Annotated in this window: 23 protein-coding genes; 6 read left to right on the top strand and 17 right to left on the bottom strand. The window is 39.8% G+C overall.

All coding sequences use genetic code 11. The features are described 5' to 3' along the window. Positions 1-4: 4 nt before the first annotated feature. From J671_RS12855 to J671_RS0104480, 4 genes are read right to left on the bottom strand one after another with little or no spacing between them, the layout of a single operon-like run. On the bottom strand, positions 5-2,725 hold the full coding sequence (locus J671_RS12855) for a toprim domain-containing protein (protein ID WP_031982469.1): 2,721 nt from the start codon (positions 2,723-2,725) through the stop codon (positions 5-7). A gap of 15 nt (positions 2,726-2,740) precedes the next feature. Continuing rightward, on the bottom strand, positions 2,741-2,920 hold the full coding sequence (locus J671_RS12850; protein WP_031982467.1) for a hypothetical protein: 180 nt from the start codon (positions 2,918-2,920) through the stop codon (positions 2,741-2,743). A 4-nt stretch (positions 2,921-2,924) separates the two neighbouring features. Beyond that, a complete protein-coding gene (locus J671_RS12845; RefSeq protein ID WP_031982465.1) occupies positions 2,925-3,170 on the bottom strand; it encodes a hypothetical protein in 246 nt (81 codons plus the stop codon). A 13-nt stretch (positions 3,171-3,183) separates the two neighbouring features. Continuing rightward, positions 3,184-3,378: a ribbon-helix-helix protein, CopG family gene (locus J671_RS0104480; RefSeq protein WP_031982464.1), complete on the bottom strand. Its 195-nt coding sequence runs from the start codon at positions 3,376-3,378 to the stop codon at positions 3,184-3,186. An 83-nt stretch (positions 3,379-3,461) separates the two neighbouring features. Between J671_RS0104480 and J671_RS12840 the strand changes: the two genes are divergently transcribed. Beyond that, positions 3,462-3,812, top strand: coding sequence for a hypothetical protein (locus tag J671_RS12840; protein WP_031982463.1), 351 nt, complete (start codon positions 3,462-3,464; stop codon positions 3,810-3,812). Positions 3,813-3,866: 54 nt separating this feature from the next. On the opposite strand, the gene J671_RS12835 is transcribed toward J671_RS12840, so the two are convergent. Next, entirely contained in the window at positions 3,867-4,418 is a 552-nt protein-coding gene (locus J671_RS12835) for a hypothetical protein (protein WP_031982462.1), read from the bottom strand. A 2-nt stretch (positions 4,419-4,420) separates the two neighbouring features. Continuing rightward, a complete protein-coding gene (locus tag J671_RS12830) occupies positions 4,421-5,233 on the bottom strand; it encodes a Rha family transcriptional regulator (protein ID WP_031982459.1) in 813 nt (270 codons plus the stop codon). 570 nt (positions 5,234-5,803) lie between these two features. Here J671_RS12830 and J671_RS12825 point away from each other — a divergent pair. From J671_RS12825 to J671_RS12815, 3 genes are read left to right on the top strand one after another with little or no spacing between them, the layout of a single operon-like run. Beyond that, positions 5,804-6,712 (top strand): BRCT domain-containing protein, encoded by a 909-nt coding sequence (locus tag J671_RS12825; protein WP_050675045.1) that lies wholly within the window; start codon positions 5,804-5,806, stop codon positions 6,710-6,712. A 40-nt stretch (positions 6,713-6,752) separates the two neighbouring features. Continuing rightward, entirely contained in the window at positions 6,753-7,220 is a 468-nt protein-coding gene (locus J671_RS12820; RefSeq protein WP_050675044.1) for a hypothetical protein, read from the top strand. A gap of 45 nt (positions 7,221-7,265) precedes the next feature. Beyond that, positions 7,266-8,174, top strand: a complete 909-nt coding sequence (locus J671_RS12815; RefSeq protein ID WP_031982455.1) for a hypothetical protein — start codon at positions 7,266-7,268, stop codon at positions 8,172-8,174. Positions 8,175-8,176: 2 nt separating this feature from the next. On the opposite strand, the gene J671_RS12810 is transcribed toward J671_RS12815, so the two are convergent. From J671_RS12810 to J671_RS25085, 4 genes are read right to left on the bottom strand one after another with little or no spacing between them, the layout of a single operon-like run. After that, on the bottom strand, positions 8,177-8,401 hold the full coding sequence (locus J671_RS12810) for a hypothetical protein (protein WP_031982454.1): 225 nt from the start codon (positions 8,399-8,401) through the stop codon (positions 8,177-8,179). Next, complete coding sequence (locus J671_RS12805) at positions 8,398-8,820, bottom strand: hypothetical protein (RefSeq protein WP_050675043.1); 423 nt, start codon at positions 8,818-8,820, stop codon at positions 8,398-8,400. Before J671_RS12805 ends, J671_RS12810 begins: the two co-directional genes overlap by 4 nt. 22 nt (positions 8,821-8,842) lie before the next feature. Further along, positions 8,843-9,121 (bottom strand): hypothetical protein, encoded by a 279-nt coding sequence (locus tag J671_RS12800; protein ID WP_031982452.1) that lies wholly within the window; start codon positions 9,119-9,121, stop codon positions 8,843-8,845. After that, complete coding sequence (locus J671_RS25085) at positions 9,118-9,366, bottom strand: ogr/Delta-like zinc finger family protein (protein WP_077165968.1); 249 nt, start codon at positions 9,364-9,366, stop codon at positions 9,118-9,120. Before J671_RS25085 ends, J671_RS12800 begins: the two co-directional genes overlap by 4 nt. A 113-nt stretch (positions 9,367-9,479) precedes the next feature. Here J671_RS25085 and J671_RS26320 point away from each other — a divergent pair, with 113 nt between their 5' ends. Both J671_RS26320 and J671_RS12795 read left to right on the top strand, forming a co-directional pair. After that, complete coding sequence (locus tag J671_RS26320; RefSeq protein WP_228132356.1) at positions 9,480-9,680, top strand: Com family DNA-binding transcriptional regulator; 201 nt, start codon at positions 9,480-9,482, stop codon at positions 9,678-9,680. Beyond that, positions 9,646-10,449, top strand: a complete 804-nt coding sequence (locus J671_RS12795) for a DNA adenine methylase (protein ID WP_031982450.1) — start codon at positions 9,646-9,648, stop codon at positions 10,447-10,449. Before J671_RS26320 ends, J671_RS12795 begins: the two co-directional genes overlap by 35 nt. 45 nt (positions 10,450-10,494) lie before the next feature. Here J671_RS12795 and J671_RS12790 read toward each other — a convergent pair whose 3' ends face one another. From J671_RS12790 to J671_RS12765, 7 genes are all read right to left on the bottom strand, one after another. Beyond that, on the bottom strand, positions 10,495-11,991 hold the full coding sequence (locus J671_RS12790; protein WP_031982449.1) for a contractile injection system protein, VgrG/Pvc8 family: 1,497 nt from the start codon (positions 11,989-11,991) through the stop codon (positions 10,495-10,497). Then, on the bottom strand, positions 11,988-12,410 hold the full coding sequence (locus J671_RS12785) for a phage tail protein (RefSeq protein WP_031982448.1): 423 nt from the start codon (positions 12,408-12,410) through the stop codon (positions 11,988-11,990). The genes J671_RS12790 and J671_RS12785 overlap by 4 nt, the downstream gene beginning before the upstream one ends. Positions 12,411-12,415: 5 nt before the next feature. Next, the gene (locus J671_RS12780) at positions 12,416-15,352 is read right to left on the bottom strand and encodes a phage tail tape measure protein (protein WP_031982446.1); all 2,937 of its coding nucleotides are present in this window, start codon (positions 15,350-15,352) and stop codon (positions 12,416-12,418) included. Further along, a complete protein-coding gene (locus J671_RS26275; RefSeq protein ID WP_053469818.1) occupies positions 15,349-15,543 on the bottom strand; it encodes a GpE family phage tail protein in 195 nt (64 codons plus the stop codon). The genes J671_RS12780 and J671_RS26275 overlap by 4 nt, the downstream gene beginning before the upstream one ends. Further along, a complete protein-coding gene (locus J671_RS12775; RefSeq protein WP_031982444.1) occupies positions 15,477-15,812 on the bottom strand; it encodes a phage tail assembly protein in 336 nt (111 codons plus the stop codon). The genes J671_RS26275 and J671_RS12775 overlap by 67 nt, the downstream gene beginning before the upstream one ends. 64 nt (positions 15,813-15,876) lie before the next feature. Then, positions 15,877-16,392 (bottom strand): phage major tail tube protein, encoded by a 516-nt coding sequence (locus tag J671_RS12770; protein ID WP_031982443.1) that lies wholly within the window; start codon positions 16,390-16,392, stop codon positions 15,877-15,879. A 10-nt stretch (positions 16,393-16,402) separates the two neighbouring features. Continuing rightward, positions 16,403-17,575, bottom strand: coding sequence for a phage tail sheath protein (locus J671_RS12765; protein WP_031982442.1), 1,173 nt, complete (start codon positions 17,573-17,575; stop codon positions 16,403-16,405). Positions 17,576-17,749: the final 174 nt, after the last annotated feature.

Raw genomic sequence — 17,749 nt, 5'->3', positions numbered from 1 at the left:
GGGATTAGTCCCGTTGTGACGCTGGTTTTTCGAAGATCCAGCATCGTTTGCTCATATTTGCAATTTTGCTCTGTATCGGCTTATTCGCTTCAATAAAGCGGTAATGAAGACTGTGACGTAATGCGGTTTGTAATTCGTTTAATTCAGGTAGTGAATATCGATAATCAGCTGCGACTTTATATAAATGCGCAAAATTGATTGCAAAAATGTCAGCTTTAGCAGAGTGATTTAATACGCTGTCATGGTGTTGAAGATTTGGTATTGAAGATTCCATTTCTTCAATGGTATTCCAGAAGTTTTGAACGATGATTGAATCTGATTTGATGACTTTGTCGCGTGTTTGAGCCATTGCAATAATTTCAGCATGAACTTGCTTCTGGATCTCAACTGGTATCTCGACAATGTGCCTACAAAGAGAATCGAATAACGCCAAAAATTGGGCATGGTTTTGGACTACTCGTGAGCTACGGACGTTAAATTTTTCATCGTGTAGAATCGAATCGTACTTTTCAAAACCCTCTCTATACGTTTCTAAGACTGCATTTTCTCTGTTCAAGCAATTTAAAATGAACTGACTTACATCTTGTGGCTCATATTTTTCAAGTCTGCGAGCTGCGTATAAGCTGCTTTTGCTGAGTTGATCTTTGGTGAACTTGATCTGAACGATACGTTCCATAATTGGTGTCGTCGATACCACCTCTGCATTTTGGCTCACAATAATTGTGCCCATGAAAGGTGGCTCGTAGGTTTCATTGCCACCGTTTTTAACGCCCTGCGCGCCGAGTGATCCGCCATCAAACAATGTTTTAAGTGAGTCCCAATCGAATTGCTTTACTACCCCTTTTTCGTTTTCTCGCTCTGATTCAATCAAGACAACTGGAAGGTTTGAGACTTGTCTGAAGGTACGAATCAGACCTGATTTTGTTGATTTGACTGGATCAATGCCCTCGTACTTAATACGGCCAAACAACTTCCATAAGAATAAAAGCAATGTGGATTTACCTGTTCCTGGTTCACCACCTGCTTCGAAAAATGGAAAGGATTTATGCATCTTTCTAATTTGCTGTGCATACAAGCTGCCAAAAAATGCAGTTAGGGTGACAAGTCCACGGACGCTATATGCATCGATCAAGTCGTTAATCCATTCTTTTTTATACTCATTCATCTTTGAATTGATATCTAAAGCGAATGGCTTACGACATTTAAGATTGGTATGCCGTGGTAACTCAAAATAGTCTTCTTTATTGATCAGGAATTGACGTCCAGATTGATATGCAATGTCGCCAAGTACATAGGCTTTATGATCTGCGTTGTAACCCACATAATTGATCAATTCGACACGTTTAATATCGGTCAGTTCTCTTTCGAGAAATGCATCGAGCTGATTGCTATTACCCTTATAAAATTTACCTGGTGCAACGTGTAAAAGTCGCTTTTTGAACTCTGATGCAGATGATATGTGTGATGCGCTAAAGGTATTTTTTATGGTTTTCGCGCCACGCGGAAAGTCGATCTGAAAGTAATAGTCGGCTTCGTCAATTTCTGCCATGTATTGATAGTAGAGTCCGCGTGGACGGCAATCCATGATGAGCTTTGCATCGGCAGCAGCTAAGATTGCTGCATCACGACGTTCTGCTATGGCTTGGTCTTTTTCTTCCTGTGCCCAGTCTTGATTGTCATCGTTTTCAAAATCGATGCCTTTCATATAGTCATCGTACTTATCCATATCGAGCTTGAACCAATAGACTTGATTGTTGAAGTCGAATGGAAATGACTTGGTACCTTTATGCTTGTAGATAAGTATGCCTTTATCCACAGCTTTTTCTGCAATAAGCAATGAACCGTAATATTTGTAGGTTTCAATATCTGTAAATTTAAGTCGATCTTGTTTGTATAGATCGTTCCAGTCCGTTTTTTTGCGACCGGCTGGTGGAAGTGCTGCTTCACATTCAAAACCATCGGCTCTGGCTTGCTCTATGAATTTTAAAATTCCATCATGGCCAGCTTGGTCATTATCAAATGCCCAAACCAGTTTAGGTAATGGTTTGCCTGTTTCGGCACATTTAGCCAAAATTTGGTTTAGGAAAATTGAAGGATAATTATTGCAGCTTAATGCTGAAAAACTGGTGATACCAGATAGCCAAAGCGCGATGGTGTCGAAAATGCCTTCGGTTATCCAGATTTCTTTTGATTCAAAATAATTTGTGTTTGGTGTGAGCCATGCATGCTTTTGAGATGACCATCCGAATTTGAAGGTCGTTTTCTTTAAAACGCCCTGTTCATCTAAAATCCGTTGCCACCAGCCTTCATTGCCCTGCTGATCTGTTATTGGAAAGCGGATGGTGATAGATCCAACATGCAGATCTGGATCTTTATAGTACTCTTGGGTATATGTGAGTGATTTGAGTTTGTCGATGTTAAAACCACGCCCTTCAACCAAATAGGCATTTACGGTTTTAAGTGGATCTTCTTGCGTTGGTTTAAAGCGTTTTTCCCATTTTTCAAATAGTTCGGGAAATAGTTCTTTAACATGGTTTTCGGTACCACAGTTATTTTTGCGTGGGCAGAATACTACCCACGGCTCGTCAGGGTGCACCCATGCTGATGCTTCTTTATGATTACATGACGGACATCTGCCACGTAATTTATTACCACTTTTTAACTTAAAGCTATAAACGTCCATGAGTTTATCTATAACTAAAGCTTTGGTTTCTGGAAACATCATCTTGATTGAACTGCCTTAAAAAAAGTGCTGTTTGCGTTTTACTTCTTCACCTGCAAGATTTAACAATTTTTCTTGAATGCGTTCTCTTGCTAGGTATTCCATAGTTTCTTCAACTGTGGCTAAGCCAAGTTGTTTTTGTACCTCTTGCACAATTTTGAGTTCTTGTTCAGTCAGTACGATTTCTCTTGTGAGCATGTTTTCAGCTCCTTGAAAGCTGTTCTTGCGCGCCTTCACTTAAGAATTTTTGCAAATTAAAATCATCTTCAGGATCTTCGATAAGCGTTTTAATGGCTTGCTTCATAACCATCTGACGGATCAAAAAACTGATTTCAACTCCAGTAAGATTTGAAGCTGCAGTAAGTAGATTAGTTTCATCGATAGTTAGATTGATGCTGAAACGATTATCACGAAGTTGTCTTTTGATGCGTCTTGGTTGGATTGACATGATTTTTACCTCGTTAATTAGTGGTTGCTTGTTTTCCAACGAAATAGGTTTGTGCGATGAGACTTGATCGACTCATGTCAGTTTTTTCAACAATAGCGTCGAGTTCGTCCACTTCTTCTTTGGGTAGATACACAACACAGCGGACACGCCCACCATTAATCTTTTTAGATCTAGGACGCGTAGCGTAAGGTGAAATTTGTTTGCTCATACGGTACTCTAGGTAATAGTGGTATGCTAAGGCACACTATAGCACATTATTTTGTTCTTTAAATACATAAAGGAAATATTTTTATGCCGTCTATTGACCCTGAAATTTCAGGTGAAATTGCTCATCGTTTCAAAGTTGAGCTGGATAACAAGCATTTACGTGCTAAAACGTTGTCACGTGAGATTGGAGCAAGTGAAAATACGCTGGGAGCATATGTACGTGGGAATGTGCCGGACCAGTGGGTATATCTAAACCGATTGCAGAAACAAGGCGTTGATATTCGTTATGTATTGCTTGGAATAGATCCGGACTTTAGTGGCTTAACCAGTGAAGAAAGTGTGTTGTTAAAGGCCTATAGACAGTTAAGCCCTGAAGGACAGGCTGCATTACTTGGCTTAAGTAAGGCGTATGCAAAAGATGTGGAACCCAAATAATGACTTATAAATAAAAAGCCCACGCATAAACGTGGGCTTTTTTTAATTCAATTTTTACTCTAGTTGATCCTGAACTTTTTCAAGTTTGTCTTCAAGATCTATGAGTTTATAAATCAGATCATTGTTGTTGTAAGTCACCTGAGTGTCGTTTCCGACGGCTTCGAGTGAATTTCTCCAAATGCGTAGTGTGGCTAATACTTGATCTAATAGAAAATCATTGTCATAAGGTTGCATGTTTTTATCTCTCGCAATTCTATTTAATTGAAATTGCCAGACTGCAACCGAGGTGTTATTCCAGATTGGACTGGTAACCTGATGTACTCCCAAATACTTAGGATAAGTTAAATCATTTAGAGCTAACTCTAAGATTTTTATATCTAATTTATCTATTGAATGATCAGTTTTTGAAAGTTGTTCTATTAAATCGTTAATTTGATCAGGACAAATTGATAAAAATCCGATTGTTGTATCGTGATTAAATGTAATTTGTGCTTTGACCAATTGATCGACCATATTAAAAAACTGCTGGCAGACAAGCTGGCTGTTTGGATTGCTTGCTTGTACACGCGCTGCAATAGGTACGTAGGGAATAATGTTTTCGTTCATACTTACCCCTTTGCTTTTACATCAATCATGGTTGGATGATTGCCTTGAAATATCCAGCAGCGGACAGTTTTTCTTTCAAGTCGACTTTGCATGGGAACATTGTGTTCGACATATTGTGGATATGGTGGTTTGCTATGTGGCAAGTTTTGCAACAGGTCATTTCTGGTGAATAGTTGTGGGAAAAGATCGACGACTTGGGAAATGTTAAGCGCGATTTGATCGGTACGGTTGCTGTGATTAAGGTTGTGTACACCATAGTTGTATAGGTTTGACCAAAACGTATCGAGGGTATAGCTGACAGTTGGAGCTAAACGGTCACTTTCGCCTAAGGTTAGACAACTAATAGGTAATTGCTCCCGGACAATTCGCCCTCCTCTAAACCAAATGACCTCTGCAACGTCATCAAAAACATGATTTACGGTGAGATCTGGACTTCCTGAGCGTAGACGTACCACCGAACCAACATCGATGGTCTGGATTTGATTTTGTTGTTTGTATAGCACTTCTGCCATGTGGTTAAAGGCTTTGATATAGGCTTCTTTAACTTGGGCAGCTTTGGCACCTGTAAAGCTCATGGCCAGGAAGACAAAACCATCTTTGGTCATTTCGTACATGGGTAAAGCACGACCTGATTTGTCCTCATATTCACTGAGCGCAAAATTGCGTTCAGTGAAATCAGGTGAACATTCTATGTTTTTTATTGCACGAATAATGTCGCTGTGGCGTTTACCAAAGACTTCGGCCACTTTTAGGCTATCTGTTTTGATTTGGTCGTTTTGGATAAAAACTGCATGTTGTAATTCGAATGTGGTCATAGCTGCCATGCTCCCACCAGTAAGTACATTGAGCTTAATAATAGAAAAAATAGAAATGCGATGATGGCTGGATGCATGATTACTCTCCCAAAAATAATAAGGAGAACGTAAGAAAGCAGATACAGAAATAACCCATGCAATCGAACAGGATTTTTAGGCGTTTTTGACGTTGGAGCTGGCGGAGACGTTGGTTATAGGTGTCTAGGCTATAGATAGCAGTGTGCTCTTGCACATGAATTGATTTTCTCATGACTATTTACTCTTGTGTAAGTTTTGAACCTACCGCCATTCTTTCCACAGAATGGTGGCAGACCGAACAGGGGTGGAAATACCGTACAAGAGTAAACGGCCAGCTAAAAGCTGCCCTGCCCGATCTGCCATAACGAGTATAGCCGATTAGACATTTTAGGCAAAAAAAAGCCGCTTTGAGCGGATGTTTTCTGCTCTCTTGTACATTCAAAAACAGGTTTCCACGCCTGTACACCGATTTTGCGGTGTAAATACATGTTGCCTATAGTGTGCCACTATGTCAAGATAGTGATTCACTATTTTTATAAGACGTTGGATTATATGGATAAAAAAATAGAAAATTTAGATGAAGAACTAATAAATAGATTTATGGGGACTGCGATAATTGATAAAGAAATAAATAATTTTTTAGGATTCTTAGAAGGCATTATTTTAGATCATACAATCAATAAGAAAGAAATTTATGCCTTACAGGTATGGATGGAAAGAAATCCTGAAATCTATTGTCAATATCCTTTTGATCATTTAATTCACTTATTAGGTCAAACAGTTATTGGTTCGCAAAAATTAGATGAAGAAAAGTGCAAACAATTTGTTGAAGTGATTAAGATTTTTATTTCAGGAAAGTTCTATTCAAAAAATACTAGAGATGTTCAACGGCTTCACGGGCTATTGGCTGGGGGAGTTTGCGATGGGACTTTGAGTATAGATGAAGCTAAGGCTTTAAATACTTGGATGAAAGAACATGACTATTTAGAAGATGATGTATTTTTTCAGGAAGTTTATACATCGTTACGTCCTGTAAGAACTAAACAAGATGATTTAACAGATTTTGATATTCAAGCATTGTTCAAACAAATAAAACGGTATGTTGATCCAGATGATCATGGCACATTGAGAACTAAAATTGAAACAATAGATAATCCTGATTTTTTTAAAGGTCAACTACTAATTGAAAATGCCCTTTATTGTTTTACAGGTACTTCAAGCCGTTTCAAGAAAAAAGACTGGAAAGCTCTAATTGAGAACAATGGCGGTAAGTTCATTGATGATATGACTACCACTGTAAATTATTTAGTAATCTGTAATAAAGGTAACAAAGCTTGGGCACATGTTAGCTATGGTCGAAAATTTGAAGAAGCAAAAAAATGGCAGCAACAGGGTCATGATATAAAAATTATTACTGAGGATGATTTTATTCAAGCAATTGGATTACCAATTGAAAATTGATTTAAAACTTTGAAGAAAATTTATTTAGGACTTAAATTTCATGGGTAAAAGTTTGATTCGTATTTTTTTATTGATATCCATCTCAATTTTTTCAAATTTAAGTTTTGCTCAAAGTGCATTTGAAGTCGCATTGAAACTTGATATTAAAGGTTTAGATTTTCTGTATCCATTCAATGAAAAAAATGATTTAAATAAACAGCTTGGTCGTCCTAATCAGTACATTGAAAAAGTTTCGTGGCCAGATCCACTAATTGATCCAAAGTTTGAAAGTGATGGATATTACGAAAGTGATAATCCTGACGATTTCATTGGCGGTACAATTGAGAAATTTAGGAATCAGGCAGATTTGGAAAGACGTTATAATTATATTAAGAGCGTACATTTGGCGATGCCCATGACTAATCAATATATGTACAAAAAGGGCCTGTTTTTACTTCGTCTTGATCGTGAAATGACACCAACAGATGCTAAAAAATATGAACAAAAATTTTATAAGGCAGTGAAATAAACTTATGAAATTTTGGGAACAAACCTACATTGAGTATTTGGTAAAATGGTAACGATTACATTAGCAAAGTCTTTAGAAACTGGCCAAATAATTACTACAGCGGAAGCAGATCATCAGCGTGAATTGGGAAATATTAAATCTAAATATTTATTTGAATGTATAGATGAGAATTGTGACGCACAGATAACTTGTGCGAATTTATTAAAAGAAGTTTCAAAACGAAAAAAAGAACCTTATTACATTTATGTCGGTGATCATACTCCAGCTTGTAAAGAAAAAGACAAAATAGAAAAAATCGAACGAGAACTACAGGAACGTCAAGAGTCAAAACCAAGAAGGTATATTTCGGATAAATTTGCATTTTTAAATTTAGATAAGCCTTCAACAAAAAAAACTGAAACAGCTACACAAGGTGCATCTGCCTTAACTGACCCTACCACCAATAGTTCAGGCACTACAAATGGACAAAGCCAATTTGGTGTAAGACCATCTAAAAAAGCATTGTCGAGTTGGGTTAAACTTTTTAATGATGATGCTGATATTTCAGTAATTTATAATGATGAAGAAATTCATATTCGTGATTTATTTGTGAATATGGATGAAGTTACAAATATCGAAGATCTTGAGGAAGAACCAAAAATATATTATGGAACAGCTTGGATTAATCCTAAACCCAACGGGATTCAATTTACTTTCAGTAAAAAAGTCCAGCTTGATGAATTAAATCAAAATCCAAGCTTGATGTTATATACAAATAAAATTGCTAATGAAGCTGAAAATGGTCGTTTTTCAGAAAAAACTTTAAAGCAACTTGCTGCAAGAAGAACTAAGAATAATAAACCGCAACCTATTACTGTTTATATTTTTAGCCAATTGCCTCCTCAATTAAGTAAAAATGGTAAATTTATTAATTTCTACGCCAAAGAATTAACTTATATTTATTATGAAAAATGAGACTATTGCGTCTCATTTTTCTGGCACTGTCTATACCCTTTCAACCACATCTGTGGTGCTTCTGCCCAACTGCGTAATCTCCACGGTTCTTCTACACCGTAATAAGCATTCATAAAGCGTTCGCGCCACCAGCTGCGCATCGCTTCACAATGATATTTCATACCTGGTGGATTCATATCTGGCGTGATGTCTTGAAAAAACAATTCGAATAGTTCTTCTGGATTCATAGCTCTTTACCCAAATCCCATCTACATTCATATTGAGCAGCAAACTTGGCTTTCTGATCAACACAATGCGAAAAAAATGAAAAAGCATCCACTGCATGATCCGACCAAACCTGAGTTGCCCTTTTGATTAATCTTGGCCACTCATCTCTCCAGATCTTTAATTTAGGCTTCGGTATAGGTTTAAAAGATTTTTTATATAGCGCAAAAGCTTGATAGCACGCTTTGCGTAATTTTCTATCTTTAACTTTTGATATTTGAGATGGATTAAAACAGAAATTTTTTGAGAAATCCCATTCTAACTCAATTATTCTGGCTACTAAGGGCATTGGAATAGTTTTACCAACTGCTCTTGATTTAATAAGAATAAAATCTCCAAACAATACAGACCAGATAGGTTTTAAAAATGAATGTTTATTCATAAGCCCTCCAAAAAAAAAGCCCTTAAAAAAGGACTTTTGCCGCGTTATATGCTGATTTAAGTTGATCGATGAACAATGAAACTTTTGATTCAAGCTCGTCCCATTTGTCTCCTAATGCCAACACAATATTTTTTGCATAAGCCATCACCCATGCCTTTTTATCGCCTCCAGACTTATCTGCATTTGTGCTTTCAACTGAGTCCATTGCTTTAGCCACGACAATATAAATTGCTTGAGCCGTTTGCATGGCTTGGATAATACCGATCGCAATGGTTGAAATTTTTGAATCAAAATTACTCACGTTTTAAGTGCTCCGTTTCGTTGATCAGCTTCATGACCATAGGTTTTTAAATTTACAAGTGGGTTAGGGTTTGCACTAGGTGCGACTTGATGTGTGATTGCGAATTCTGCTCTGGCAGAAAATCCACACTTGATGTTTGAACATTGAAAGTAAACTACTCGGAATAAGGGACTCTCAAGTTTGCTGGTCCTCAAATAAAACTTAGATGCACAGTGGGGACATAAAAAACAGTTTTTAGATGCCATAGTCGCTTTTCTGGTTATATTTATGTCCATTATAGATAAATCGGTTATATATTTGTACTTTATGTAGAGATTTATTACTATTAAATCTGTTTTTTCTGCTTTGAAAAAATATCATGCAAAATATGAAATGCATTTGTTGTTTTAAACTTCTTGCGAGAATTGATAATTTTAGAAATCTTGAAATTAAATGTCCTCGCTGTAAAACCTTAAATCAATTCCAGAGCACCTTGAGTGCCTTACCTGAATGCCCAGAGCATCCGACCTCATCAGGTAAGATCCATGACACAAAACCTCTCACCGCAATACAATCCTAGTGGCCACAGCTTCAGTGGCTGGCTTGGCGGGAAATCTCAACTGGCCAGAACGATTATTGATATGCTGCCCGCACATAAAACTTATGTTGAAGTGTTTGGTGGTGCTGGCTGGGTACTTTTTAAAAAGACAGCTTCTACTGTTGAAGTGATTAACGATATTAATGACGACTTGATCAATTTATATCGAGTGTTGAAATTTCATTTTGATGCATTTCTAGCTGAATATGAGTTGCTGCTATTTTCTCGAACTCAGTTTGATGATTTTAAGCGCGATCAATCTGGTTTGACTGATATTCAACGGGCGGTGAAGTTTTATTATTTGCTACGCTCTGCGTTTGGTTGCCAACTTGATGGTTCATTTACTTATTCAAAAGATCGAGCAAACCGCATGCGCTTAGGTGAACGCTTACGTGAACATCTGGTGTCGATACATGAACGTTTGCAGAATGTGGTTATCGAAAATCGATCTTATGATTATGTGATTACTCGACTGGATAGCCCAGACACGTTGTTTTATCTGGATCCGCCCTATTGGGATTGTGAAAACGTCTACGGCAAAGGCATCTGGAGTAAAGATGATTTTTATACGCTGAAGGACAAACTGGATCAGATTAAGGGCAAGTTTATTTTGAGCTTGAATGATGTGCCAGAAGTGCGCGAGCTATTTAAAGATTATCAAATGACACATCGTAAGATCCGCTGGTCCGTGAACTCAAAAGCTGCTCATGAAGAGCATAATGGTAATGAGTTGATTATTTATAATTTTTGATTCGTTCATAAAACAAGGCCAGATTCTGAATCTGACCTTGTTGTTTTATTTTGCTTCCTTCACTTGCTCCAGCATGTTCTTCTTCGCATTGAGTCTTGGCAATTCCCGTTTTAAGCGTTTTTCTGCCGCTTTTTTACTTTTCAATACTTTATCAATCACCTTGGGATTAGATTGATCACCCAGTGTTGCCCAATAGCGTGGGGATATAGATTTTCCAATCGTGTATTGGATTTTCAAGCCAGTGTAAGGCTTAATATCAAGCTCATTATGTGCTGAAAATTTGCCTGTTTCGAGATCCAGTAAAGCATATTCACGATCTAAACGTTGCTGTGCGCCTGCTTTGGTCACGTACAGATAGGTAAAATGTTTTGGATTGGATTGATCACCCTTGGTCAGTTTTATTGCCTTTTCACCGTCTTGGTAATACACCACCACGCCCGTCCATTTTTTATCTTTTTCTAAGACAAACTGATCTTCAAATAGTTCGGATACATCATCTGCATCCGGGAAAAACACTTCGAGCTGCAGATCTGTGGTGTAACCGCTTGAAGCATCCAATGTGTCCGTAATGGTGGTCGCGAGCCAGTAGATTTCATCGATCTGCTCCTTAACCCCAACAAATAGAAAAGTCTGCTCTGGTATGATGTCTGGCACACCTCTGGCCAGCTTATAACTGAGTGTTTCACTGGTACGTTTGAAGTGGTTCAATTTAGCTGAAGCAGCTAGTGTCGCGGTTTGTTTGTCTCGATGAATATGACGTAGCTCTTTGATGTTTTGGTTCGATTGATCCCCGACAATGACCTCGAGCTTTTTAGCCATTTTATCATCGTAATAAAACGCGCGAATTGCAGTGACTTCTTCACCGCCATCGCTGTAGCTATAGCGATGATCATCACCCATTGCCCTGGTCAACTTGTAAGTCGGTAGATCTTGGCCAGATATGGTCTGACTCTGGCCTTTGGGCATAAAAAGTAAGGTACCATTTTTGATGGTCGCAATCGCGTCGTGTTCATCGGCTAAACGAGTAATCAAATTCGCATCTGACTCATTTTGATCGATATGAATAATTTTATGGCTGGCCAGATCTGCTGCAACACTATCGTTAAGATCATGCTCAAGGGCAATCAGTCGTATTAAATCACCAAGAGCAATGTTATCGAAGCTACGCTCTTTTTTCTGTTTGAGTGACTTTTTCATATCTGCGCTGGTTGCTCGAATACGAAGAACATCGGGCGCACCGGCATGCTCAACCTCTTTGACGATGTAACTGCCCTTGTAGACCAAGCCAGAATGCTGCCAGCCTATCCATGCTTGAAGAATTGCCCCTTTGTTTGGGATTGTCAGCAAACCATCGTGATCTGAAAGTGAGAGATCTAGCGTATCGACTTCAAAGCCACGTTTATTTTCGATACGCATCTGTATGAGTCGATTGTTGATCTTGGATGAAATATCCAAGCCATCGACGATTAGCTTAAAAATGGGAAGCGGATTTGCCTTTAAGACATCAATAGCCAGATCATTGAGTGTGGAAAGTACAGTCATAGTAAACCTATTAATTTGCCAGCAGTATTGCCGATTAATGTTCCTGGTTTCTGTGCCTGCGTCATTTTCAAACTGAATTCAATTTTTTTGGGTGTGCCATCTGAAAAAAAAATCGTTTGAGTTTCTTGAAGATCATCGATGTGATATAGCCCAAAAACCTTACCATTACCGCTGATGAGTGGCCATGCTTTACCAGTATCGCCCATGACTCGTAAAGCGGTGATGCTCATTTGAGAGCCAAACTCAGGCACAATACTACCCTCAAGTGAAATAGTGTCTTCGCCACGGCCAATGAATTGATAGGCTGGCATATCACCCACTCGGGAATTGCTTGGATGCCGCCAGTTTGTGCTGCGCTGTAGCTGCTGATATACGGCAGTCGGAATGCTAAACGGGAACATGCCCAAGATCATCATCATAATAGTTACTCCTGGTCGGACATGATGGTACGAACTCGCGCCAGTTTGTCACGCTGGATTCGCATGACGACTTGTTCAATTTGACGTTCAAGATCTTGAACGATTTGTCCTGGTGCAGCGTGAATGTGAATGGTGTAGGTATCCCCTGCCACTGCCAATGAAGACTGACGGCTTGGGGTAAGATTTGGCGCTGCCTGAATCTTAGACATTACCGGCGCAGCAATATCAATCTGATCTAAGACCGGTGACTGAGATTTATTGGTAAATAGATTGAGGACCTGATTGTATTTGTTCTTGAGCTCAGGAAATGCCTGAGTAAGACCCATGCCAATACCACCGATGATGTGACCGCCGAGACCAGCCATGACTCGGCTTGGAGAATGAATATCCATTCTCTTTCGCATAAAATCTGGCATGTAATTATTAACCATTCCCCATACAGATTTAAGTTGCGTGAATCCAGATTTAATACCATCTATCAATCCATTGATAATATTGCTTCCAATAGACAACATTTTGTCTTTAAGTGTCCCCAAATATGTAAATATGGTGTTCCACCCGTCCATTATTCTCTGAAGCAATGGATTATTAGAAATTACATTTTTTAGTGTTTCCCAAGCATTGTAAACATAACCTATAACGCTATTCCAAGCCGTGGCGGCTGATCGTTTAATTTCATCCCATTTTTCTGCAAACCATTGTCCAATAGGACTGAATAATAGCGATATAGAATTCCAAAGTTCACTTGCTCCTGAAGTAATCGATGTCCAAACTTCACTGAAGAAAGCTGTAATACTTGACCAGTTAGCTATGATCATTCTAGGAATGCCAATAAATGGCAAAAGGAAATTTAAGATAGGATTATTGGCAAAAACAGTATCAACAGACTGAATAATTCCTTTAATCCAATTAATTCCAGTTTGAAATGCAGATACGACCTTATTCCATAAATCACTAAAGAAAGTCTTTATTGGATCCCAATTCTTATAAATAAGATATGCTGCTGTCGCAAGTAACGTTATCGCTAAGAGAATCGGATTAGCCATCATCATACGACCGACTAATAGGAACATTCGACCAATCCACATGATAGCTGAGCCGAGGGCTTTAAATGGCGATGTCAGCATCTTAAATACGAAGCTTAATGCGCTGCCTTGAACGCCCAATGTGACCATCATGAGCCTTAGGCTCAACATACTTAAAATAAGCGGGGAAAATACCAAGAGCAATCCACCAATGGCCACTAGCCCTGCAGCAATAACCAATAGGCCAGTACCGAGTGCTTTGGCCAGTGTTGGGTTTTGCTGCATCCAGCCTGTGAAGCCTTGCATGGCATTGGATGCCATGATTAATGCTTGTGTGTAGATCGGTAAAATGGTCTGGCCAAACTGTAAATAAGCATCGTGGAGTTTTGCTTTTGCATCCAGCTCTTTACCAGCCGTGGTGCCTTGTGCCTGTTTCTCTAACTGATCAATGTTAAAGGCACCTTCATTTAGCTTGGCATTTTTATGAATCTGATCACGCTGCATATACATTTGAGCAAAAAGGTTTGATGCAGTACGGTTACTGAAAATACTGCCGATCGCATCGATGACGTCACTTTCTTTGGTAATGCCTTTGGCATTTAGAGCCGGTACCAGTACTTGCTCCATCCATGCAAACTGATCTTTTTTGAACAATGCAGCGTTTTTAATTGCACCGATATCGAGATAAGACAAATCACCGGTTTTATTGTGTTTGACCTTTGAATAATCGCCAATTAGACCAAATTTATCGAGATTTGCAGCTGCTCGCTGCGTGGTTCTACCCTGGTACAAGTTTTGATAAGCAGACATCATGGAGGTACCGACACGAAAACCGCCCATTTCCTGCACCAGTGGTTCCATTTTGTAATAAAAGGCTTTGTTATCCATACCCTTTGCAGCAATACCACCTGTTTTGATGACGTTTAACCATTCCTCTGCTTGTACACGTCCACCCGTGGCCGTGATGACTTGCTGAATGATATTGGCTTGCTCTGTGAATGATTCCTTGCTTTTTAAGCCATTCCGCATTTCGATGACTTTGAGCATGTCCATGAATTTTTTTTCATTTTCGACACCGTGATCACCATACATGGCTTCATTTGCAAATTTCATCTTGGCCAACGTTGGTGCGACCCATTGTGCATGATGCACATCGCCGAACGCAGTTACACCGTCACGCACTAACGTTAAATTATCAAGCGTACTGGTACCGAAAGTTTTCATCGCTCTGGCATATTGAATTGCTTCTTCAGTGGCTTGTTTTCCAAAACCCAATGATGCAATCCGATTCTCTTCGATGTCGACGCGCTTTGACTCATCGATCGGTTTGCGCATTGCATAAAGTGTACCTACGCCTGCACCAGCCATCATCATTCCCGTCATGCCTGCTGTACGTGCATTTTGGCTGTAGCGTTGGTGTTGCTGCTGCACATTGTTTAAATTACGGAGTGTTCGGCGCTGTCGTTCAAGCTCTGATGTTGCTTGATCTGTACGACGACGTAATTCAGATTGATGCTGAGATAAGTTACTGGTAGATAACCCGGATTGATTCATCTCAGTACGAAGTTGATGCAGCTGCTGTGTATTTTGCTGATGCGAATCTTTCAGCCGTTTTGCTGCTGCTTTGGCCTTTTCAAAATCACGTGTTAATTCTGCACTTGGATTGCTATTCATCTGCTGGCGCAAGGTTTTAATGCGATCCTGCATGTCTTTAAGTGCTTTGGCGCTTTCCTCGGTGGCTTTCTTTTGCTTTACATAACCATCGATCTGTTTTTGCTGATCATTGAGTTTTTTGACTTCGTCACTGGTTCGTTTTAGCGCATTTGAAGCAGCTTTACTGTTGCCGATCATCAGCTTGAGTACGGGACTCAAGCTGTCTTTTGATCCAAACAGGACTTCAAGTTTTAAGGGTTTCATTCGGCATCATTTCCATTTCGATCAATGGCTTGTTGATGCCATTGCATCAGTTGACTAAGTGACATATCGATGTAAGCCTGCGGTGGCCAGTGAAACACCACCGCAATATTGGCGATCGCATCGTCTACTTTTGGCGTAATACTTCCGCACGTACTGATTTCGGTTGCAAAAAAAGCATGATGACTCCACAAATTTGTGTAATGTCGGCTGGCTCAAGCTGACTGATTTGTGATTTTGTCAGCTCAGGTGTGCATACACGCGGTAATACCGTACAAACGGCTGTGACATCACCCTGCAATAAATCTGAAATTTTGATGCCTTGCAAAGCTTGTACATTCGGTTTACGAATTTCTAATGTGTTAATTTCTAAATTACCCATCATGACTGGCTTTTCCAGATCGACTGTTTGAACCTCCATGTTGATGGCTGCTGTATTTTCAAATTGCTCTAATGTTTTCACGAGATAACTCCAAAAAATTTATAAAAAACCTCTGCCCACGGGGTATGAACAGAGGGATGGAAACTTATAGACCGATGTTTTGACGATGCTTTTCTTGAAGATCGATACCGTTCACGATTTCGATGCCACCAGGAATATCGATCTCAATGATTTTTTCACCATCGATAGTGAGTTTGTAGTAAGACCAAATGGTTTTAACTGTGGTTTCCGTGTCATCACCCGGTTTGTAGTTACCAAAATCAATCTCCTCATGGCGACCACGAACCACGACTTCGACTGCACTGGTTTCGCCAGTGTCGTCACGCTGAAATGAACCCGCAAAACGTAGACCGAATGCTGAAACGGATGCAGCACCCCATTGCTGTAAAATCAACTTATCGATGCCACCTAGTTTCCATGTCATCTCGTTGATATCATCAGCTAGACCGGCATCCCACTTAATGTTGCCGTTCATGCCACCGCCACGCCAGTTTTCTAACTTGCGACCGAGCTTAGGCAAAGTCACTTCACCCGTTTGGCCAAGATATGAATTACCTTCGTTATATAGATTCGAAAGCTTTAATTTTTTTGGTAGAGCCATGATCTTGTCCTTATCCTGCTGTTACACGTGAAGCAAAGTCGACCAAGTAACGGTCTGTGATGCGCTGACGTAACACTAAGTTTTCTAGCGGTGGAACAGGCGTATAGTCATAGTCGATATAAAACTTGCCTGACTTGAGCACTTCTTTGGTATTGATGACCGGATCTAACCAGCATTCACCACCGAGTAAGTAATTACCCAGTGTCATTTCACGCATTTTTGCGTTAATGCCTTCGATAATGTCTCGCGCGAGTCCTGGTGTAAGATCTTTATCGACTGCCCACATATGGCCTTCAGCCATTGTGTCTGCAAGAATTTGCGCTGTACGGGTATAGTTTTCAAACGCGAACTGAGGATCATCAGAACAAGTGCGAGAACCCCAAAAACGGAAACCATCGCGCTGAATGAGCGTGGTAATGTCATTTTGGTTGAGATAGCCTGCGTCTGTGTCTGGATCTTGCAGTTGCCAATACACATCTTTTGAAATGCCAGTAACCCCATTGACCGCAACGTTTGAAAGCGTTTTTTGCCAACCGGTTTCATTGTCAATTTTTGCACGTAGGCCAAGAGCACGGGCTGTTGCTTCAAACGTTGCCGTGGCACTGGTGGCTGTATCGAAGCCTAAAAAATCTGGCCAGATGACCATCGCTTCACGTGCACCGAACGTTTGACGATAGGCTTGGGCTTCTTCTTTGGTTTGACAGCCATTTGCTGAAATATACGAAAAACCGCGAAGCTTTTGAGCCAATGCAATAAGTGCAACGGATACAGCCGATGTATCTAGACCAGGAATACCCAAAATACGTGGCTTAACGCCGAGCTGTGCTTCCGCTGCAAGCAATGCTTTCATGCCTGTATATTTGCCATTGACTGAACCACCAATGATTGCAGACGTCTGCTCTGCAGCATCGGTCTTTTGTTCTACACGGACCACCACAGTTGCGGGATTGGTTTGATCGGCAATCGCTTGAAGTGAACGTGCTAATGTGCCTTGATCGCCGGCTTTGTCTAGAGCAGCTTGAACGTTGGTTAAGAGTACTGGTGTGTTAAGTGGAAATTTTTCTGCATCTGCATCTGATGCTGTACAGACCATACCAATAACCGAGCTTGATACTGTACGAATGGGACGGGTTCCGTCATTGAGTTCTAAAACTCGGACTCCGTGATGATAATCTTGAGCCATAAAAATAGCCTGTAATCTGGTTAGTTTTCAGATCACAGGCTTACAAATTGTTTGATCAATTTCATTGAGTTGCAGTTGTTAAAAGTAAATTTACAACTTAACTGATACGTCTTTAATGCTTAGTTTAAAACCCCACGATTTAAGTGTGGGGTTTTGTAAGAGGGGATACTACAA

The sequence above is a fragment of the Acinetobacter sp. 1130196 genome (genome assembly GCF_000588095.1).
GTDB lineage: Bacteria > Pseudomonadota > Gammaproteobacteria > Pseudomonadales > Moraxellaceae > Acinetobacter > Acinetobacter nosocomialis.
This window is presented reverse-complemented; position numbering and strand designations above follow the sequence as displayed.

Coding starts and splice junctions, on each gene's coding strand:
- J671_RS12770 (WP_031982443.1), bottom strand. CDS start 16,392: ATGGCTCTACCAAAAAAATTAAAGCTTTCGAATCTATATAACGAAGGT.
- J671_RS12805 (WP_050675043.1), bottom strand. CDS start 8,820: ATGAATAAACATTCATTTTTAAAACCTATCTGGTCTGTATTGTTTGGA.
- J671_RS12765 (WP_031982442.1), bottom strand. CDS start 17,575: ATGGCTCAAGATTATCATCACGGAGTCCGAGTTTTAGAACTCAATGAC.
- J671_RS12830 (WP_031982459.1), bottom strand. CDS start 5,233: ATGACCACATTCGAATTACAACATGCAGTTTTTATCCAAAACGACCAA.
- J671_RS12785 (WP_031982448.1), bottom strand. CDS start 12,410: ATGATGATGATCTTGGGCATGTTCCCGTTTAGCATTCCGACTGCCGTA.
- J671_RS12815 (WP_031982455.1), top strand. CDS start 7,266: ATGGTAACGATTACATTAGCAAAGTCTTTAGAAACTGGCCAAATAATT.
- J671_RS12795 (WP_031982450.1), top strand. CDS start 9,646: ATGACACAAAACCTCTCACCGCAATACAATCCTAGTGGCCACAGCTTC.
- J671_RS12810 (WP_031982454.1), bottom strand. CDS start 8,401: ATGAATCCAGAAGAACTATTCGAATTGTTTTTTCAAGACATCACGCCA.
- J671_RS12845 (WP_031982465.1), bottom strand. CDS start 3,170: ATGTCAATCCAACCAAGACGCATCAAAAGACAACTTCGTGATAATCGT.
- J671_RS12855 (WP_031982469.1), bottom strand. CDS start 2,725: ATGATGTTTCCAGAAACCAAAGCTTTAGTTATAGATAAACTCATGGAC.
- J671_RS0104480 (WP_031982464.1), bottom strand. CDS start 3,378: ATGAGCAAACAAATTTCACCTTACGCTACGCGTCCTAGATCTAAAAAG.
- J671_RS25085 (WP_077165968.1), bottom strand. CDS start 9,366: ATGGCATCTAAAAACTGTTTTTTATGTCCCCACTGTGCATCTAAGTTT.
- J671_RS12850 (WP_031982467.1), bottom strand. CDS start 2,920: ATGCTCACAAGAGAAATCGTACTGACTGAACAAGAACTCAAAATTGTG.
- J671_RS12790 (WP_031982449.1), bottom strand. CDS start 11,991: ATGACTGTACTTTCCACACTCAATGATCTGGCTATTGATGTCTTAAAG.
- J671_RS12835 (WP_031982462.1), bottom strand. CDS start 4,418: ATGAACGAAAACATTATTCCCTACGTACCTATTGCAGCGCGTGTACAA.
- J671_RS26320 (WP_228132356.1), top strand. CDS start 9,480: ATGCAAAATATGAAATGCATTTGTTGTTTTAAACTTCTTGCGAGAATT.
- J671_RS12780 (WP_031982446.1), bottom strand. CDS start 15,352: ATGAAACCCTTAAAACTTGAAGTCCTGTTTGGATCAAAAGACAGCTTG.
- J671_RS12840 (WP_031982463.1), top strand. CDS start 3,462: ATGCCGTCTATTGACCCTGAAATTTCAGGTGAAATTGCTCATCGTTTC.
- J671_RS12820 (WP_050675044.1), top strand. CDS start 6,753: ATGGGTAAAAGTTTGATTCGTATTTTTTTATTGATATCCATCTCAATT.
- J671_RS12825 (WP_050675045.1), top strand. CDS start 5,804: ATGGATAAAAAAATAGAAAATTTAGATGAAGAACTAATAAATAGATTT.